The sequence below is a fragment of the Caulobacter sp. GW821-FHT12F03 genome, from assembly GCF_058806855.1.
This window is the reverse complement of sequence record NZ_JBXAQC010000001.1, coordinates 430,489-446,245: the sequence shown is the minus strand read 5'-3', so window position 1 is coordinate 446,245 and position 15,757 is coordinate 430,489. Positions and strand designations below refer to the sequence as shown.

The window sequence follows — 15,757 nt, the reverse complement described above, 5'->3', positions numbered from 1 at the left end:
TTTCAAAGCCGGCGCCAGGAGATTAATTGCCCCCGGTGTCGCGACAGAGTTGATTGGAAAAACCAAAAGCGAGGGAACCTGATGACCTTCTATTGCTCGGGCGAGACTTTGATCGAGGGGAGCGAGCCGACAGACGAGACGCACCCCGTCAACGCCGAAGGTCTGGTCGCCGGATGGGGCCGCTGCCACTCCTGCAACTGTCGGGGCTTTCGGTCCCGGCCTGCCAAGGACAACATCTGCGACACCTGCGGCCACCACTGGGAAAGACACTGGGACTGACGGGCGACCGGCGGGCCTGCGGGGTCCGGACGGTGGGCGTTGGCGGGGAGGTCCCGTGGCCGGACGCCTCGCCTGTCGGTGCAGTTCCTAGCCGTCCGGGTGCAGTCCCGGCGCTTCCTGGCCGGTGCGCGCGACGTATTCGGTGTAGCCGCCGCCGTACTGATGGACGCCGTCGGGGGTGAGCTCCAGCACGCGGTTCGACAGCGCCCCGAGGAAATGCCGGTCGTGGGAGACGAAGAGCATCGCGCCCTCGAAGTCCTCCAGGGCCGCGACCAGCATCTCCTTGGTCGCCATGTCGAGGTGGTTGGTCGGCTCGTCGAGCACCAGCAGGTTGGGCGGATCGAACAGCATCCTGGCCATGACCAGGCGCGCCTTTTCTCCGCCGGACAGGACGCGGCAGGGCTTTTCGACATCGTCGCCGGAGAAGCCGAAACATCCCGCCAGCGTACGCAGCGCGCCCTGGCCCGCCTGGGGGAACGCGCCCTCCAGCGACTCGAAGATCGTCTCCTCGCCGTCCAGCAGGTCCATGGAATGCTGGGCGAAGTAGCCCATCCTGACGCTGGCGCCGATGTTGACCGCGCCCTGGTCGGGCGCGATGGCGCCGGCCACCAGCTTCAGCAGCGTCGACTTGCCCGCGCCGTTGGCCCCGAGCACGCACCAGCGCTCCTTGCGGCGCACGAGGAAGTCGAAGTCCTCGTAGATCGGCCGGGCGCCGTAGCCCTTGTGGACGCCCCGCAGGCTGATCACGTCGTCGCCTGACCGAGGCGGGCTCCTGAACTCGAACTGGACCGACTGGCGACGACGCGGCGCCTCGACGCGGTCGATCTTGTCGAGCTTCTTCACCCGGCTCTGGACCTGGGCGGCGTGCGAGGCGCGCGCCTTGAACTTCTCGATGAACTTGATTTCCTTGGCCAGCATCGCCTGCTGGCGCTCGTACTGCGCCTGGCGTTGCTGTTCGCCGAGCGCGCGCTGCCGGTCATAGAAATCGAGGTCGCCCGAATAGGTGATCAGCGAACCGGCGTCGATCTCGACCACCTTGCCGATGATCCGGTTCATGAAGGCGCGGTCGTGCGAGGTCATCAGCAGCGCGCCGTCGTAGGACTTGAGGAAGGCCTCGAGCCAGATCAGGCTTTCCAGATCGAGGTGGTTGCTGGGCTCGTCGAGCAGCATGCCGTCGGGCCGCATCAGCAGGATGCGGGCGAGCGCCACGCGCATTTTCCAGCCGCCGGACAGCAGGCCGACATCGCCGTCCATGCGCTCCTGGCTGAAGCTGAGGCCCGCCAGCACTTCGCGCGCCCGCGCCTCAAGCGCGTAGCCGTCCAGCTCCTGGAACCGTTCCAGCACCTCGCCGTAGCGTTCCATGACGGCGTCCAGCCGGTCGGCCTGGTCCGGATCGACCATGGCTGCTTCAAGGTCCGACATCTCGGCGGCGAGCGCGCTGACGGGGCCGACCCCGTCCATCACCGCAGCGACGGCGCTCTGGCCCGACATCTCGCCGACGTCCTGGCTGAAGTAGCCGATCGTCATGCCGGGATCGATCACCACGAACCCGTCGTCGGGCTGCTCCTGGCCGGTGATCATCCGGAAGAGCGTCGTCTTGCCGGCGCCGTTCGGGCCGACAAGCCCGACCTTCTCGCCCTTCTGCACGCCCATCGAGGCGTCGATGAACAGGAGCTGGTGGCCGTTCTGCTTGGAGATGTTGTCGAGGCGGATCATGGGGCGGTCTGCTAGCGCGGGGGGCCGGCAAGCGCCAGCCTCCGGGTCAGGACAATTCGCCGGAGCGGCGTCGCAGCATCCTCATCTGACGGCGCTACGGCCGCTGGCGTCGCGCCCGGCCGCGACCCGGTGCTAGTCTGGTCGCCAACGTTCGGGGGAACTTCATGACCAACCTGCTGATGCCGGCCGGGATCCTCCTGGGACCTGTGTTGATCGTGGTTCTTGTCAGCCTTGTCCGGCCATCCGTGCGGTTCCGGTGGGCCAATGTCTTCCGGCTCTACCTGACCCTGCTGTTCGGCTTCTTCGGCGTCTACGGCCACATCCTGCACGCGCAGTCGGTGGTGGAGCTCATTCCCCCGTTCTTTCCGCTGCGGGTCGAGTCCAGCTACGCCAGCGGCGTGCTGGAACTGGCCTTCGCGGTCCTGATCTGGACGCGGTGGGCGCGCATCACCGGCTGGGCGATCATCGTCTATCTGGCCCTCGTCCTGCCGTTCAACATCTACGGCTGGACCGTCGCCACCAACACGCCGAGCTACGTCAACGCGCCCTGGTACCTGTGGGTTCGCGTCCCGCTGCAGGCGGTGTTCATCGCCTTCGCCTGGTTCGGGACACGGGACCGCAAGACTCTGCCGGCTTGACGCGACGACGGCTCAGTCTGGGCCGGACACTTTTGCCAATCACGATCTTCCGTTGGCCTGACGCTGCGTCAGGCAGCTTCAATCGCCGACACGCCACAACGCCATCCAGGGTCCAACATGCAATTCGACGACGTCATCCTCGGCCGCCGCAGCATCCGCGGCTACAAGCCCGACCCGGTTCCCCGGGCGCTGATCGAGGAAATCATCAATCTGGCGATGCGCGCGCCGTCGTCGATGAACACCCAGCCGTGGAACTTCTACGTCATTACCGGCGAACCGCTGAACCGCATCCGCGCCGGCAACACCGAACGGACCCTGGCCGGGGTCCCGCAATCGCGCGAGTTCCGCACCGGTCAGGCCTTCACGGGTCCGCACCGCGAGCGGCAGATCGGCGTCGCCAAGCAGCTCTTCTCCGCGATGGGCATCGCGCGCGACGACGCCGAGATGCGCCAGGACTGGGTGCTGCGGGGCTTCCGCCAGTTCGACGCGCCGGTCTGCATCATCGTCACCTATGACCGCGTGCTGGACGGCAGCGACGACACGCCGTTCGACTGTGGCGCGGTGGCCACCAGCCTGGTCAACGCCGCCTGGTCGCGCGGGCTGGGCGCCGTGATCAACAGCCAGGGCATCATGCAGTCGCCCGTCGTGCGGGAACACGCCGGCATCGCCGATGACCAGATCATCATGAAGAGCATCGCGCTGGGCTGGCCGGACGAGACCTTCCCGGCAAACGCCGTCGTCTCCGAACGCAAATCCGTCGACGAGGCAGCCGTATTCGTCGGCTTCGACGACCCGGCGCGAGGCTGATCGGGGGTCCGACGGGTCAGCCGGGCGGCGGCGTCCGCCCGAGCGCCGCGGCGATCTCCGCGTGGCGGGCCCGGGTGATGTTGTAGGCGGCGAAGATGATCAGCGCCGCGACGGCGATGACCGCCGCGATCGGACCCCAGATCATCACCAGGCGAACCTGCATGTCATGCGGCAGCACAGCCCCTACGGTCCGCCCGACGTCCTTGGGAAAGTGAACGAGGTCCAGCGCCACGCCGGCCACCATCACGCCCAGACCGGTCGCCGCCTTGTTGGCGAACCCCAGGCCGGCGAAATAGAGCCCCTCGCGACGGCGGCCGAACAGATGCTCATGCTCGTCCGCCGCGTCGGCCATCATTGAGGGATAGGCGACCGAGACGAATCCCGTGCCGATCCCGGCGACGAAGGAATTGATCTGCATCGGCAGCAGGGCGGCGTCACCGAGCGGCAGCCAGACGCCGGTCAACATCGCCCCCTGCAACACCAGCCAGTTGGCGATCAGCAGGCCGAAGCCGACGACGACGACGACCTTCTTCTCCAGCACCTTCTGGAGCGCCGGCGCGGCCGAGACGCCCAGCAGGATGCCGACGAGGTAGGCGTATCCGATGAACTGGATCAGCTCGCTCTTCATGCGCCAGACGAAGACGAAGGCGTGGTTATTGAGACTGGCGTTCAGGCCGAGGGCGGTGAACAGCACCACGGCGGAGATGAACAGCAGGCGGAACGAGCGGTTGGCGAAGATCTCGGCGACCTCGCCGGGCAGGCGTCTCCACATGGTCGAGACCACCTGGTCCGGCTGCGGCAGGCTCGCGGCATAGCGGCGCACGCCGAGGCAACAGATCGTCATGCAGACCAGCAGGAACCCCGCCACAGACCAGCCGAAGCCTGGATAGCCCTGCGGCTGCTGCAGGCCGCCATGGGCGAAGAACACCGAGTAGCCGACGGCGGTGATGATCACCGCCGACACGATGCCGGCGAACGCGCGATACATGACGACGCTGGTGCGTTCGCTGTAGTCGGTCGTCATCTCGGCGCCGAGGGCGATGTAGGGAACGTTGAACAGAGAGATGGCGCTACGGGCGGCGACCGACATCGCCGCCAGCCAGCCGAACAGGGCCAACTGCCCCAGGCCCGCCGGCGGGGAGAACAGCAACCCGATCGATACCGCGATCAACGGCGCCGCAAGGATCATCAACGGAAGGCGCCGACCGAGACGCGATTTCAGATTGTCCGACCAGGAGCCGACGACCGCATCGACCACGGCGTCGAAGGCCAGACTGACCGCCAAGGCGGCGCCCACCAGCGCACCGGACAGGCCGAGCACCGCCGAATAGTAGAAGAAGATGAAGCCGATGGCCGCGTCGAAACCGCCGTTCTGCGCGGCCTGTCCCAGGCTGTAAGCGAGCTTGACGAGCAACGGCGGCCTGAGCGGCAGGGCCTGGCCGTCGGCGATTGCCGGCGTATCAATATTCAAGACGTCTTCTCCCCCAATGCCGTCAACGCGGCGGCGTCGCCCCTGCGGGCAGGCCTAGTCCAGCGTCCGGAGGTAGCCCACGCTGGCCTCGACGCTGGGCCACCAGGGTTTGGGCGGGAAGTCGTGCTCGACGAACATGTGCTCGACCCCGGCGGCCTTGCCGGCCGCGATCAGGGCGGGGAAGTCGAGCGTGCCGGCGCCGACGTCGGTCATCTTGCCATCCGCCGCGTAGTCCTTGAGGTGCAGCAGCTTCACCCGGCCGGCGAGCTTTTCGATCATCGCCTGCGGATCCTCGCCGGCGGTCTTCAGCCAGAACACGTCCAGCTCGAAGAACAGCAGCGACGGGTCCGACTCGCCGACCAGGATGTCGAACGGCCGGAAGCCACGTGCGGTGTCGAACTCGAAGTGATGGTGGTGATAGGCGAAGCGGAAGCCCTCGTCCCGCGCCTGCCGGGCGAAGGTCTGGGCCTGGGTGACGACCGCCGTCCAGTCCGCGTCGTTCGGATCGACGAACGGCAGGACGATGAAGCGACAGCCGAGGGTCCGGGCGACCTCCAGAACGCGCGCGGCCTGGCCGGTCAGATCGGCCAGGCCGACGTGCACCGACGGGCAGTCCAGCGCGATCTCGCGCATCCGGTCGGCCAGCGGCGCGAAGTCCATGTCGAGGGGCGCGGCGAATTCCACCGCGTCGTAGCCGGTCTCGCGTATGCGCTCGAGCGTGCCGACCGGGTCCTCGGCGAACGGCTTGCGCAGGGTGTAGAGCTGGAGGCCGACGGGGGTCATCAGAGGGCTCCTTGTTCGAGCAGGTCGGCCGCATGGTTCGCCGCCCGCGCGGTCAGGGCCATGTAGGTCAGGGAGGGGTTCATCGAGGCGCTGGAGGCCATCACCGCGCCGTCGGAGCAGAACAGGTTGGGCGCCTCGTGCGCCTGGCCCCAGCCGTTGAACACCGAGGTCGCCGGGTCGCGGCCCATGCGCGCCGTGCCCATCTCGTGGATGCGGTCGCCGGGCGGGGTCAGTTCCGCGCTGGCGGCTTCCCAGTCGGTGATGTCGGTGCAGCCGGCGGCGCGAAGCATCTCGGCTGCGTCGCGCGCCGCGGCCCGCATCATCGCGTACTCGTTCGGCCCGTGCGTCGCGCCGATGACCGGCACCGGAATGCCCCAGCTGTCGCGACGGGTCGGGGACAGGGTCACGCGGTTCTCGGGATCGGGCAGCACCTCGCCGAACGGCAGCAGCGAGAAGCGCCAGCCGCGGTGGCCGACATCCTCGTCACCCGTGCCGACCCCCTGGACGGCGCCCTCGGTGTTGCGCGCGCGGACCGCGCCGCCCTGCATGCCGAAGCCGCGCACATAGGGTTTGTCGCCCTCGGTGACGTTGGCGTAGCGCGGGATGTAGATGCCGGTGGGCCGGTCGTTCTGGAACGGCACATCGCCGAAGCCGGGCATGCTGCCGACGATGGGCTTGGTGCTGACGTGATCCATCAGGTTGCGGCCGACCTGGTCGCTGCCGTTGGCCAGGCCGTTCGGGAAGGCCTCGGAGCGCGAGTTCAGCAGCAGGGCCGCGGTGTTGATGGCCGAGGCGTTGAGGAAGACGATCCGCGCCTCGAACACCTCGCCGGTCCTGTCCGTCCGGTTGATGGTCCGCACGCCCGTGACGCGGCCGGTCGCCGGGTCGTGGATGACGCTCTCGACAACGCGGTCGGTCAGAACCGTGAGATTGCCCGTCTTGAGCGCCGCCGGCAGGGTCGCCGCCTGGGTCGAGAAGTAGGCCCCGTACGGACAGCCGTGATGGCACTTCACATGCTGTTCGCAGCGCCGCCGGCCGACGTCCATCTGGGGCTTGGCGACGCGGCTGAGGTTGGCCGTCCGGCCCATGATCATCCGACGGGTCGGAAAGTCCGCCTCGATGCGGGCCTTGGCGGCCAGCTCGACGTCGTTGAACGGAAAGGCCGGCAGGAAGTCGCCGTCCGGCAGCTGCTCCAGGCCGTCATAGTCGCCGCTGATCCCGGCGAAGGCCTCGACGTGATCGTACCAGGGCTCGAGGTCCTCGTAGCGGATCGGCCAGTCGACGCCGTGTCCGTCCTGCAGGTTGGACAGGAAGTCCTGCGGCGCCCAGCGGTAGGACTGGCGTCCCCAGGTCAGCGACCGGCCGCCCAGGTGATAGCCGCGGATCCAGCGGTACGGCTTGCCGGGGACCGTCTCGTAGGGATGGTCGTGGTCGCTGGCCCAGAGGGCCTTGTTGGAGTTGAACAGGGCGTAGGTGACCCCGACGAGATAGGGGTAGTGCAGGTCCGCCTCGTCCTTCGGCACCTGGTCGTCGCGCCGACGCAGCTTGAGGGCCAGGTCGTGGCTCTGGTCGGGGCCGTTGGTGACCTCGGGCCCGCGCTCGAGCATCAGCACCTTGAGACCGCGTTCGCAGAGCTCCTTGGCGGCCCAGCCGCCGCTGATGCCCGAGCCGACGACGATGGCGTCGAACATCACGCCGCTCCCTTCGATTGTGGTGATCCGTCGAACTGGCTGACCGCCGCGCGCAGCGCCGCGACCGGCTCGCCCCGGGGGACGAACTCGTGGCCCACCCAGTGTTTGTAGCCCAGATGCCGCAGCAGCCCGGCGATGGCCGGCCAGTTGATTTCCTGGCGGTCGTCGAGGTCGCGGCGGCCCGGCGCGCCGGCGGTGTGGACATGGCCGATCAGGTCGATGTTGGCGCGGATGGTGCGCATCAGATCGCCCTCCATCAGCTGCATGTGATAGCCGTCGTAGAGCAGGCGCAGGGCCGGCGAGCCCACGGCCCGCACCACATCCGCGCCGAAGGCCGTGCGGTCGCACTGGTGGCCGGGGTGGTCGACCTTGCTGTTGAGCAGCTCCATCAGCAGCCGCACGCCCGCCTGCTCGGCATGGGCGACGACCGGCGCGAGGCCCTCGATGCAGGCCTCGATCGCCGGGCCGTCGGCGCCGTCCCCGATGCGGTTGCCGGAGAAGACGATCACCGCCTCGCAGCCGCCGGCCGCGGCCGTGTCGATGTTGCGGCGAACCTCATCGGCAAGGGCTGTGTGCAGGGAGCGGTCGTTGAAGCCGCGCTCCAGGGTGTGGCCGGTCAGGGTGACGATGGACAGGCCCGCGTCGCGCGCCACCGGCCAGAGCGCCTCGGGCAGCATCTCCACCCCCTGCGCCCCGGCGGCGGCGGCCTCGCGCAGCAGGGTCGCCGGTTCGACCTCGCGGCCGGCGGTGAAGGACCACCAGGCGAAGCTCTGCCGGATCATGCGGCGTCCCCGCTCATGGCCATCCAGCGGCCGTCGGCCGCGGCGCTGCGCACAGAGGCGTCGATGAACCGGACCCCCTCGACCCCGGCGGCGATGCCCGGCAGGTCCGTCGTCGGCGCGGGCTTGCCGGCCTTGTGCGCGGAGATCAGGTCGGCCGCGTCGGCGTAGATCCGCGCGAAGCCTTCGAGATAGCCCTCGGGATGTCCGGCCGGGATGCGCGTCGCCGCCATCGCCGCCGCCGACAGGTCGGGGCCGCCGCGTCGCAGGATGCGGGGCGGCTCGCCGAGCGGGGTGTAGCGCAGGATGTCCGGGTCCTCCTGGGACCATTCCAGCCCGCCGGTCTCACCGTAGAGGCGCAGCCGCAGCCCGTTGGCCGCCCCGACCGCCACCTGGCTGGCCCACAGCTGGCCGCGCGCGCCGGACGCCCAGCGCAGGCGCAGCTGCACGTCGTCATCGAGCCGCCGCCCCGGCACGAACCGCGAGGTCTCGGCACTGACCTGGTCGGCCGCCCCGCCGAGCACGAACGTCGCCAGGTGATAGGCGTGGGTGGCGATGTCGCCCAGCGCCCCGCCCGGTCCGGCCTGGGCCGGGTCGCCGCGCCAGTCGGCCTGTTTGTTGCCGGGCAGCGGCGTGGCCAGCCAGTCCTGGGCGTACTCGGCCTGCACCACCCGGATCGCGCCGAGCGTCCCCGCCGCGACCATGGCCCGCATCTGCCGGACCATGGCGTAGCCGCTGTAGTTGTGGGTCAGCACGAACGGCGTTCCCGTCCGCGCCACGGTTTCGGCGAGGTCGAGCGCGTCGGCCAGGCCGGTGGTCAGCGGCTTGTCGCAGATCACCGCGATGCCGGCTTCGAGGAAGGCCCGCGCGGGGCCGTGGTGCAGATGGTTGGGCGTGACGATGGCCACCGCGTCGATCCGGTCGGGGCGCGCCGTTTCGGCCCGGGCCATCGCTTGCCAGTCGCCGTAGCAGCGGTCGTCCTCCAGGCCGAGCGTCTGGCCGAAAGCCCGCGACCGGCCGGCTTCGCCGCTGAAGGCCCCGGCGACAAGGGTCCAGCGGTCGTCCAGCCGCGCGGCCATGCGGTGCACCCCGCCGATGAAGGCGCCCTCGCCGCCCCCGATCATGCCCAACGTCAGGCGCATCTCAGCGATCGAGGCCCAGCAGCCGGCGATTGGCCGCCGCGTCCACGTCGGTGGCGAGGAAGTCGTCGAAGCTCTTGCCCGTCACCTGGATGATGTGGTCGCGGATGAACGGCGCGCCTTCCCGGGCGCCGTCGCCGGCGTCCTTCAGCGCGCATTCCCATTCGAGCACCGCCCAGCCCTGGTAGCCGTATTGCGCGAGCTTGGAGAAGATGGCCTTGAAGTCGATCTGGCCATCGCCCGGCGAGCGGAACCGTCCGGCCCGTTCCTTCCACGGCGCATAGCCGCTGTAGACGCCCTGCCGCCCGGTCGGCCGGAACTCCGCGTCCTTGACGTGAAACATCCGGATGCGCTCGTGGTAGAGGTCGATGTAGTCGAGATAGTCGAGCTGCTGCAGCAGGAAGTGGCTGGGGTCGTAGAGCAGGCAGGCGCGGGGATGGTGGTCCACGCGGTCCCAGAACATCTCCACCGTCGTGCCGTCGAACAGGTCCTCGCTGGGATGGATCTCGTAGCAGAGGTCGACGCCGACGTCGTCGAACGCGTCGAGAATCGGCCGCCAGCGCCGGCCCAGCTCGTCGAACGCCGCCTCGACCAGTCCGGCGGGCCGCTGCGGATAGGGATAGAGATAGGGCCAGGCCAGCGAGCCCGAGAAGGTGGCGTGGGCGTCCAGTCCCATCCGCCGCGACGCCTTCGCGCCCAGCAGGACCTGCTCGACCGCCCATTCCTGTCGCGCCTTCGGGTTGCCGCGCACGCGCGCCGGCGCCGAACCGTCGAACATCTCGTCATAGGCCGGATGCACCGCGACCATCTGGCCCTGGGTGTGGGTCGACAGCTCGGACACCTCAAGGCCCGCCGCCGCCAGAACGCCCTTGACCTCGTCGCAGTAGGCGTCGCTTTCGGCCGCCAGTTTCAGGTCGAACAGCCGCCGGTCCCAGGTGGGAATCTGCACGCCCTTGTAGCCGAGATCGCCCGCCCAGCGCGCGATCGCCTCAAGGCTGTTGAACGGCGGTTCGTCGCCCGCGAACTGCGCCAGGAAAATGGCCGGGCCCTTCATGCATCCTCCCTTGAAGGGCCGCCTGCATCGGGCCGCCCGTCCATTGTTGGTCTGAGGTTAGCATGCGCCGGGCCTTTGGCGAGGCCGTCCGGGCGTCGATCTGACCGGCTGGCCCGCGCGGGCGTCAGGCCAGCAGCAGCGGCATGCCGGGATCGCCCTTTTCCATCGCCCGGCGGTAGGCCGGGCGCGCGCCGATGCGTTGCAGATAGGCCCGGATGTTGGGAAAGGCGGTCAGGTCGCGGGGGATGAACAGCCGCATGGTGGTGAGCGGGAAGACCATCATGATGTCGGCCGCGGTGAAGGCCTCGCCGGCGAAAAAGGGCGCCTCGCCGAGCCGCTGCTCGACCAGGTCGAAGATCTTCGCGCTGCGGTCGTTCATGAAGGCGCGGCCGGGGTGGTCGCCGGCCACGCCCAGTCCATTGGCCACAAGGGCCAGCATCTCGGTGGCGACGAAGGAGCCGTTGGCGAAGTGGAGCCAGAACAGGTAGTCGCCGTAGTCCGGATGCCCGGGCTCGAGCGCCAGCCGGCCGTCGCCGTACCGGCCGACGATGTAGTCCACGATGGCCCCGGATTCGCCGAGAGTCCGCCCGCCGTCGGTGATGACCGGCGCCATGCCCATCGGGTGTAGCGCCTTGTAGGCCTCGGGCGCCAGGCGGGTGACCGGATCGCGGGCATAGAGCTTCAGCGCGTAGTCGATGCCCAGCTCCTCGCAGAGCCAGACGATCCGCTCGGACTGCGAGACGCCGAGGTGGTGCACGACAAGAGCGGTCATTGGATCGGACTCCGGCAGGGCTGGCGCCGGCCTGAGGCCGGCAAATTATATTGCACACAATCGAATATCATGCAGATTGACGGGCGTCTCGCATCAACCGAGCCGCCTCCGGAGCATACCATGAAGCGCCTGGCCCTGATTCTCGCCGCCACCCTCGCGACCGCCGCCGCCGCGATCGCCCAGCCCGCGCCGCCCGCGCCCCAGGCCCTTCGTGGAACGGTCGTGAAGGCGGACGCCGCAAGCGTCGTCATCCGTCCCCGCACCGGGAAGCCGTTGACGATCGCCCTGACGCCCGACTGGACCGTCCAGGTGACCAAGCCCATCGCCGTGTCCGAGATTCGCGAGGGCAGCTTCATCGGCACCGCCGAAATCCCGCAGGCCGATGGCAGCGGCCGTTCGCTGGAAGTCCATGTCTTCCCGCCGGGCGTGAAGGTCGGCGAAGGCCACTACGCCTGGAACCTGCGCAAGGGCTCGATGATGACCAACGGCACTGTCGGCAAGGTGACCGTCGGCAGCCGTGGGCGCGAACTGCTGGTCAGCTATCCGACCGGAGAGCGCAAGATCGTCGTGCCGCCGAAAGTACCGGTGGTGCAGATCACCAACGGCGCCCGCGCCATGGTCAAACCCGGCGCGCCGGTCTTTCTGATGGCCTTCCCCAAGCCCGGCGGCGGTCTGATAACCGGCGCCATCGCCGTGGGTGAAAAGGGCGCGCCGCCGCCGATGTAACGGCGGGCGCGACCAGCCCATGACGCAGATGATCGAACGGACACGAAAGGCGGAAACGGCGGTCTACCGTCATCCCCTGCTCGTGCGGGCGACCCACTGGGTCAACGCCCTGTGCCTGCTGGTGCTGCTGCTCAGCGGCCTGCAGATCCTCAACGCCCACCCGGCCTTCTACTGGGGCCAGATCTCGCGATTTGACCGCCCCCTCGCCGCCATCGACGCCGTTCAGGCGGAGAACGGCGACCTGCGCGGGCGGCTGACCGTCGGCACCGCGCGGATCGACACCACCGGGGTGCTGGGCGCGTCGAAGTCCGGCGGCGACCAGCTGCAGAGCCGCGCGTTTCCGTCCTGGCTGACCCTGCCGTCCTACCCCGACCTCGGCGCGGGGCGGCGCTGGCACTTCGCGTTCGCCTGGGTGCTGGTGCTCAACGGGCTGGCCTACCTCCTCCATGCCTGGCTGACCCGGCGGACGCGGACCGTGCTCTGGCCGACCAGGGAAGACCTGCGGGGCCTGAGCCGCACCGTCCTCGATCACCTGCGATTCCGCTTCCCGCACGGCGAAGAGGCCCGGGGCTACAACGTGTTGCAGAAGCTCGCCTACCTGGCGGTCATCTTCGGGCTGCTGCCCCTGATGTTGATGACGGGCCTGGTGATGTCGCCGGCCATGGACGCGCGACTGCCGTTGCTGGGCGATCTGCTGGGGGGACGCCAGTCGGCGCGGACCCTGCATTTTCTGTCCGCCTCGGGGCTGACGCTGTTCTTCCTGGTGCACGTGGCCATGGTCGTGGCCGCCGGGCCGGTGAACGAGATGCGCTCCATCCTGACAGGCTGGTTCGTGATCAGGCGGGAGAAGGTCGAGCCATGACCAGCGATCATGGTGGCGGTACGCGCCGCAGTCTTCTGGGCGGAGCCCTGACCGGGGTGGCGGCCGCCGGCCTTTCCGGCTGCGACCGCGTGACCGCGTCGCCAGCCATCAACAAGGGGCTGGGCGCGACTGAAGGCCTGACCTTTCACGTCCAGCGCCTGCTACTCGGCCGATCCGCCCTGGCGCGCGAGTATCCGCCGAGCGCCATCGCGCGGGACTTCCGGGCCAACGGCTCGACCCGGCCGGACAACGAGGACTACCAGCAGCACCTGGCGAACGGCTTCAAGGACTGGCGGCTGGAGATCGGCGGGCTGGTCGAGCGGCCGCTCAGCCTGTCGCTGGACGACCTGCGCAAGGCGCCGGGCCGCAGCCAGATCACCCGCCACGACTGCGTCGAGGGCTGGAGCAGCATCGCCAAATGGAAAGGCGCGCGGCTCGGCCCGCTGCTGGACCGCGCCGGGGTCAAGCCGGGCGCGCGCTATGTCGCCTTCTTCTGCGCCGACACCCTGGAACTGACGCTGGACGGCAGCGGCGACTACTACGAGACCATCGATCTCGTCGACGCGCGCCACCCGCAGACGATACTGGCCTACGAGATGAACGACGCGCCGCTGCCGGAAGCGCACGGCGCGCCGATCCGCCTGCGGCTCGAGCGGCAGCTCGGCTACAAGATGGCCAAGTATGTCATGCGGATCGAGCTGATCGACAGCTTCGCCGGCCTGGGCCTCGGCAAGGGCGGCTACTGGGAAGACCGCGGCTACCAGTGGTACGCCGGCATCTAGGGCTCGGCAGACCGCAGCCCCAGCACCAGTTGTTCGACCAGCCCCTTAAGCGTCACGGCGTCGCTGATCGGCATGGGCAGCTGGCAGAACACCGCCGCCGGCACCGCCGACGCGGCCTGGCGCAGGTCACGCGCCTTGTCGGTCAGGTCGATCATCACGCGACGCTCGTCGGTCGGATCCCGCGTCCGCGTGACCAGGCCGGCCTTTTCCATGCGCTTGAACAGCGGCGTCAGGGTGCCGGAATCGAGGCCCAGCTTCTGGCCCAGCTCGCCGACGGTCCGGGGCGCGCGCTCCCACAGCGCCAGCAGGGCGATGTACTGCAGATAGGTCAGCCCCAGCGGCTCCAGCAGCGGCCGGTAGATGCGCGTCATCAGGTTGCTGGCGGAATAGAGCGCGAAGCAGAGCTGCAGATCCAGACGGAGCGGATCGGGGGGCTGCGCATCGGTTCCGGCCAAGACGACTTTCCTCACGTTACGCACCCCGGCGCCCGCGCCCATAAGGCGGCCAGTTCGCCGGCCGTTCAAGGCGCCCCGCGCGCCCTACCCCTCGTACCGCCGGTTGAGCTTGCGCATGCCGCCGATCCAGCGGCCGTAGTCGGCGGTCTTGTTGCGCATGTAGTCGAGCACCTGGGGGTGCGGCAGGATGAGGAACTGTTCGGCGGCGATGGCCTGGACGACCATCTCGGCGAGCGGCTCGGGCTCCATCATGCCGTCGACGCTGGCCACGCCGTCGGGATTGCCGGCGGTCATCGCCGTGCGCACCGCCTGCGGGCAGAGGACCGAGACCTTGATGCCCTGGTCGCCGTGAGTGATGGCCAGCCACTCGGCGAGGCCGACCGCCGCGTGCTTGGTCACGGCGTAGGGCGCCGAGCCGATCTGGGTCAGCAGGCCGGCCGCCGAGGCGGTGTTGAGCAGATAGCCGCCGCCGCGCGCGGTCATCAGCGGCACGAGATGCCGGGCGGCCCAGACATGGGCCATGACGTTGATGTCCCAGATGCGCTGCCAGTCCGCGTTGGCGGCTTCCGCCCCGCCCGCCACGCCGATGCCGGCGTTGGAGCAGAACAGGTCGATCGGGCCGTGGTCGCGCTCGACCGTCTCGATCAGGCCCTGGATGTCGGCCTCGCGGCTGACGTCGACCGTGAAGGCGACGCCGCCGACGCTGTCGGCCGTGGCCTTGACCCCCGCCGCGTCACGGTCCGCGCAGACGACCAGCTTCGCGCCCTCGGCGGCGAAGCGCTGGGCCATGGCCCGGCCGATGCCGCTGGCGGCGCCGGTGACGACGATGATGCGATCCTTGAGATCCATGGCGTTAGCGCTCCCCGCGGGACGTGTTGTTCTGGTTGGATGGATAGAGCCGGCCGGACCTAGCGGCCGCGGAACACCGGCGGACGCTTCTCGACGAAGGCCAGGGAGGCGGCCTTGTGGTCCTCGGTCTGCATGGTGCGGACCATGTGGATCGCCTCGGCGTCCATGGTCTCCGACAGGGTGCCGTGCTCGGCGATGGCGAGGTTCTTCTTCATGTAGCCGATGGCCACGGTCGGCAGGTCGGCCAGGCGGCGGGCCAGGGCGGCGGCCTCGCGGGCGAGGTCGGCGGTGGGCACGGCGCGGTTGACGATGCCCAGCCGGGCCGCCTCGGCGCCGCTGATCACGTCGGCGGTGAAGTAGAGCTCCCGCGCCTTGGCCGGGCCGACCAGCTTGGTCAGGAAATAGCTGCCGCCGTAGTCGCCCGAGGCGCCGATCTTCGAGAAGGCCGTGGTCATCTTGGCCTCCTCGGACGCGATACGGAAATCGCAGGCGAGCGCGATCGACAGGCCCGCGCCGGCGGCCGCGCCGGGGATGACGGCCAGCGTCGGCTTGGGCATCTCGTGCAGCCAGCGACTGAAGTCCATGCCGTTGCGCAGGCCGTTGACCCGCTGGTCGAAGGTCGGCGCCTCGCCGACCGGCCCGGCCACAAAGCCCTTCACGTCGCCGCCGGCGCAGAAGGCGCCGCCCGCGCCGGTGATCACCACGACCCGCACGTTGGGGTCCAGCGCCAGCCGGGGCGCGGCGGCCGACAGGGCCGCCAGCAGCTCGCCGGTCAGGGCGTTGCGCGACTCGGGACGGTTCATCGTCAGGGTGGCGACGCCGTCCTCGAAGGTCTCGATCAGCTGGTCGGTCATGGGGTCGAAGTCCTTGTGCGGCGGCGTGGGCGTCAGGGTCCGGCGGGCAGCCTAGATCAGGCTCCGGAGGCGGGCCAACGCGAGAATTGCATTGACCCGA

At 69.3% G+C, this 15,757-nt stretch carries 16 protein-coding genes; 5 read left to right on the top strand and 11 right to left on the bottom strand.

Annotation, left to right across the window (positions count from 1 at the left end; all coding sequences use genetic code 11):
* Positions 1 to 366: 366 nt before the first annotated feature.
* Positions 367 to 1,995 carry an ABC-F family ATP-binding cassette domain-containing protein gene (locus AC1RN0_RS02095; RefSeq protein ID WP_492785772.1) on the bottom strand — a complete coding sequence of 543 codons (1,629 nt, stop codon included), beginning with the start codon at positions 1,993 to 1,995 and terminating at the stop codon, positions 367 to 369.
* Positions 1,996 to 2,159: 164 nt separating this feature from the next.
* Here AC1RN0_RS02095 and AC1RN0_RS02090 point away from each other — a divergent pair, with 164 nt between their 5' ends.
* Together AC1RN0_RS02090 and AC1RN0_RS02085 are read left to right on the top strand one after the other, a co-directional pair.
* Positions 2,160 to 2,633, top strand: coding sequence for a DoxX family protein (locus AC1RN0_RS02090; RefSeq protein WP_492785771.1), 474 nt, complete (start codon positions 2,160 to 2,162; stop codon positions 2,631 to 2,633).
* A 117-nt stretch (positions 2,634 to 2,750) separates the two neighbouring features.
* Positions 2,751 to 3,440: a nitroreductase gene (locus AC1RN0_RS02085; protein WP_492785770.1), complete on the top strand. Its 690-nt coding sequence runs from the start codon at positions 2,751 to 2,753 to the stop codon at positions 3,438 to 3,440.
* A gap of 16 nt (positions 3,441 to 3,456) precedes the next feature.
* Here AC1RN0_RS02085 and AC1RN0_RS02080 read toward each other — a convergent pair whose 3' ends face one another.
* The 7 genes from AC1RN0_RS02080 to AC1RN0_RS02050 all read right to left on the bottom strand — a co-directional run bounded on the left by AC1RN0_RS02080 (position 3,457) and on the right by AC1RN0_RS02050 (position 11,129).
* On the bottom strand, positions 3,457 to 4,911 hold the full coding sequence (locus AC1RN0_RS02080) for an MFS transporter (RefSeq protein ID WP_492785769.1): 1,455 nt from the start codon (positions 4,909 to 4,911) through the stop codon (positions 3,457 to 3,459).
* Positions 4,912 to 4,965: 54 nt separating this feature from the next.
* Positions 4,966 to 5,694 carry a sugar phosphate isomerase/epimerase family protein gene (locus AC1RN0_RS02075; protein ID WP_492785768.1) on the bottom strand — a complete coding sequence of 243 codons (729 nt, stop codon included), beginning with the start codon at positions 5,692 to 5,694 and terminating at the stop codon, positions 4,966 to 4,968.
* Entirely contained in the window at positions 5,694 to 7,385 is a 1,692-nt protein-coding gene (locus AC1RN0_RS02070; protein WP_492785767.1) for a GMC oxidoreductase, read from the bottom strand. The genes AC1RN0_RS02075 and AC1RN0_RS02070 overlap by 1 nt, the downstream gene beginning before the upstream one ends.
* Positions 7,385 to 8,167: a hydroxypyruvate isomerase family protein gene (locus tag AC1RN0_RS02065; protein WP_492785766.1), complete on the bottom strand. Its 783-nt coding sequence runs from the start codon at positions 8,165 to 8,167 to the stop codon at positions 7,385 to 7,387. The genes AC1RN0_RS02070 and AC1RN0_RS02065 overlap by 1 nt, the downstream gene beginning before the upstream one ends.
* Positions 8,164 to 9,306 carry a Gfo/Idh/MocA family protein gene (locus AC1RN0_RS02060; protein WP_492785765.1) on the bottom strand — a complete coding sequence of 381 codons (1,143 nt, stop codon included), beginning with the start codon at positions 9,304 to 9,306 and terminating at the stop codon, positions 8,164 to 8,166. The genes AC1RN0_RS02065 and AC1RN0_RS02060 overlap by 4 nt, the downstream gene beginning before the upstream one ends.
* Before the next feature lies 1 nt (position 9,307).
* Positions 9,308 to 10,357, bottom strand: a complete 1,050-nt coding sequence (locus AC1RN0_RS02055) for a sugar phosphate isomerase/epimerase family protein (RefSeq protein WP_492785764.1) — start codon at positions 10,355 to 10,357, stop codon at positions 9,308 to 9,310.
* Positions 10,358 to 10,481: 124 nt separating this feature from the next.
* Positions 10,482 to 11,129 carry a glutathione S-transferase family protein gene (locus AC1RN0_RS02050; protein WP_492785763.1) on the bottom strand — a complete coding sequence of 216 codons (648 nt, stop codon included), beginning with the start codon at positions 11,127 to 11,129 and terminating at the stop codon, positions 10,482 to 10,484.
* A gap of 120 nt (positions 11,130 to 11,249) precedes the next feature.
* Here AC1RN0_RS02050 and AC1RN0_RS02045 point away from each other — a divergent pair, with 120 nt between their 5' ends.
* Genes AC1RN0_RS02045 through AC1RN0_RS02035 form a run of 3 tightly spaced genes read left to right on the top strand, consistent with a single transcriptional unit; the run spans position 11,250 to position 13,499 of the window.
* Positions 11,250 to 11,855, top strand: coding sequence for a hypothetical protein (locus AC1RN0_RS02045; RefSeq protein ID WP_492785762.1), 606 nt, complete (start codon positions 11,250 to 11,252; stop codon positions 11,853 to 11,855).
* Between the two features lie 19 nt (positions 11,856 to 11,874).
* Complete coding sequence (locus AC1RN0_RS02040; RefSeq protein WP_492785761.1) at positions 11,875 to 12,717, top strand: cytochrome b/b6 domain-containing protein; 843 nt, start codon at positions 11,875 to 11,877, stop codon at positions 12,715 to 12,717.
* On the top strand, positions 12,714 to 13,499 hold the full coding sequence (locus AC1RN0_RS02035) for a molybdopterin-binding protein (protein ID WP_492785760.1): 786 nt from the start codon (positions 12,714 to 12,716) through the stop codon (positions 13,497 to 13,499). The genes AC1RN0_RS02040 and AC1RN0_RS02035 overlap by 4 nt, the downstream gene beginning before the upstream one ends.
* On the opposite strand, the gene AC1RN0_RS02030 is transcribed toward AC1RN0_RS02035, so the two are convergent.
* The 3 genes from AC1RN0_RS02030 to AC1RN0_RS02020 all read right to left on the bottom strand — a co-directional run bounded on the left by AC1RN0_RS02030 (position 13,496) and on the right by AC1RN0_RS02020 (position 15,657).
* Positions 13,496 to 13,954 carry a MarR family winged helix-turn-helix transcriptional regulator gene (locus tag AC1RN0_RS02030; protein ID WP_492785759.1) on the bottom strand — a complete coding sequence of 153 codons (459 nt, stop codon included), beginning with the start codon at positions 13,952 to 13,954 and terminating at the stop codon, positions 13,496 to 13,498. The two genes, AC1RN0_RS02035 and AC1RN0_RS02030, sit on opposite strands and share 4 nt — an antisense overlap.
* An 84-nt stretch (positions 13,955 to 14,038) precedes the next feature.
* Positions 14,039 to 14,803, bottom strand: a complete 765-nt coding sequence (locus AC1RN0_RS02025; RefSeq protein ID WP_492785758.1) for an SDR family oxidoreductase — start codon at positions 14,801 to 14,803, stop codon at positions 14,039 to 14,041.
* A 59-nt stretch (positions 14,804 to 14,862) separates the two neighbouring features.
* Positions 14,863 to 15,657: an enoyl-CoA hydratase-related protein gene (locus tag AC1RN0_RS02020; RefSeq protein ID WP_492785757.1), complete on the bottom strand. Its 795-nt coding sequence runs from the start codon at positions 15,655 to 15,657 to the stop codon at positions 14,863 to 14,865.
* Positions 15,658 to 15,757: the final 100 nt, after the last annotated feature.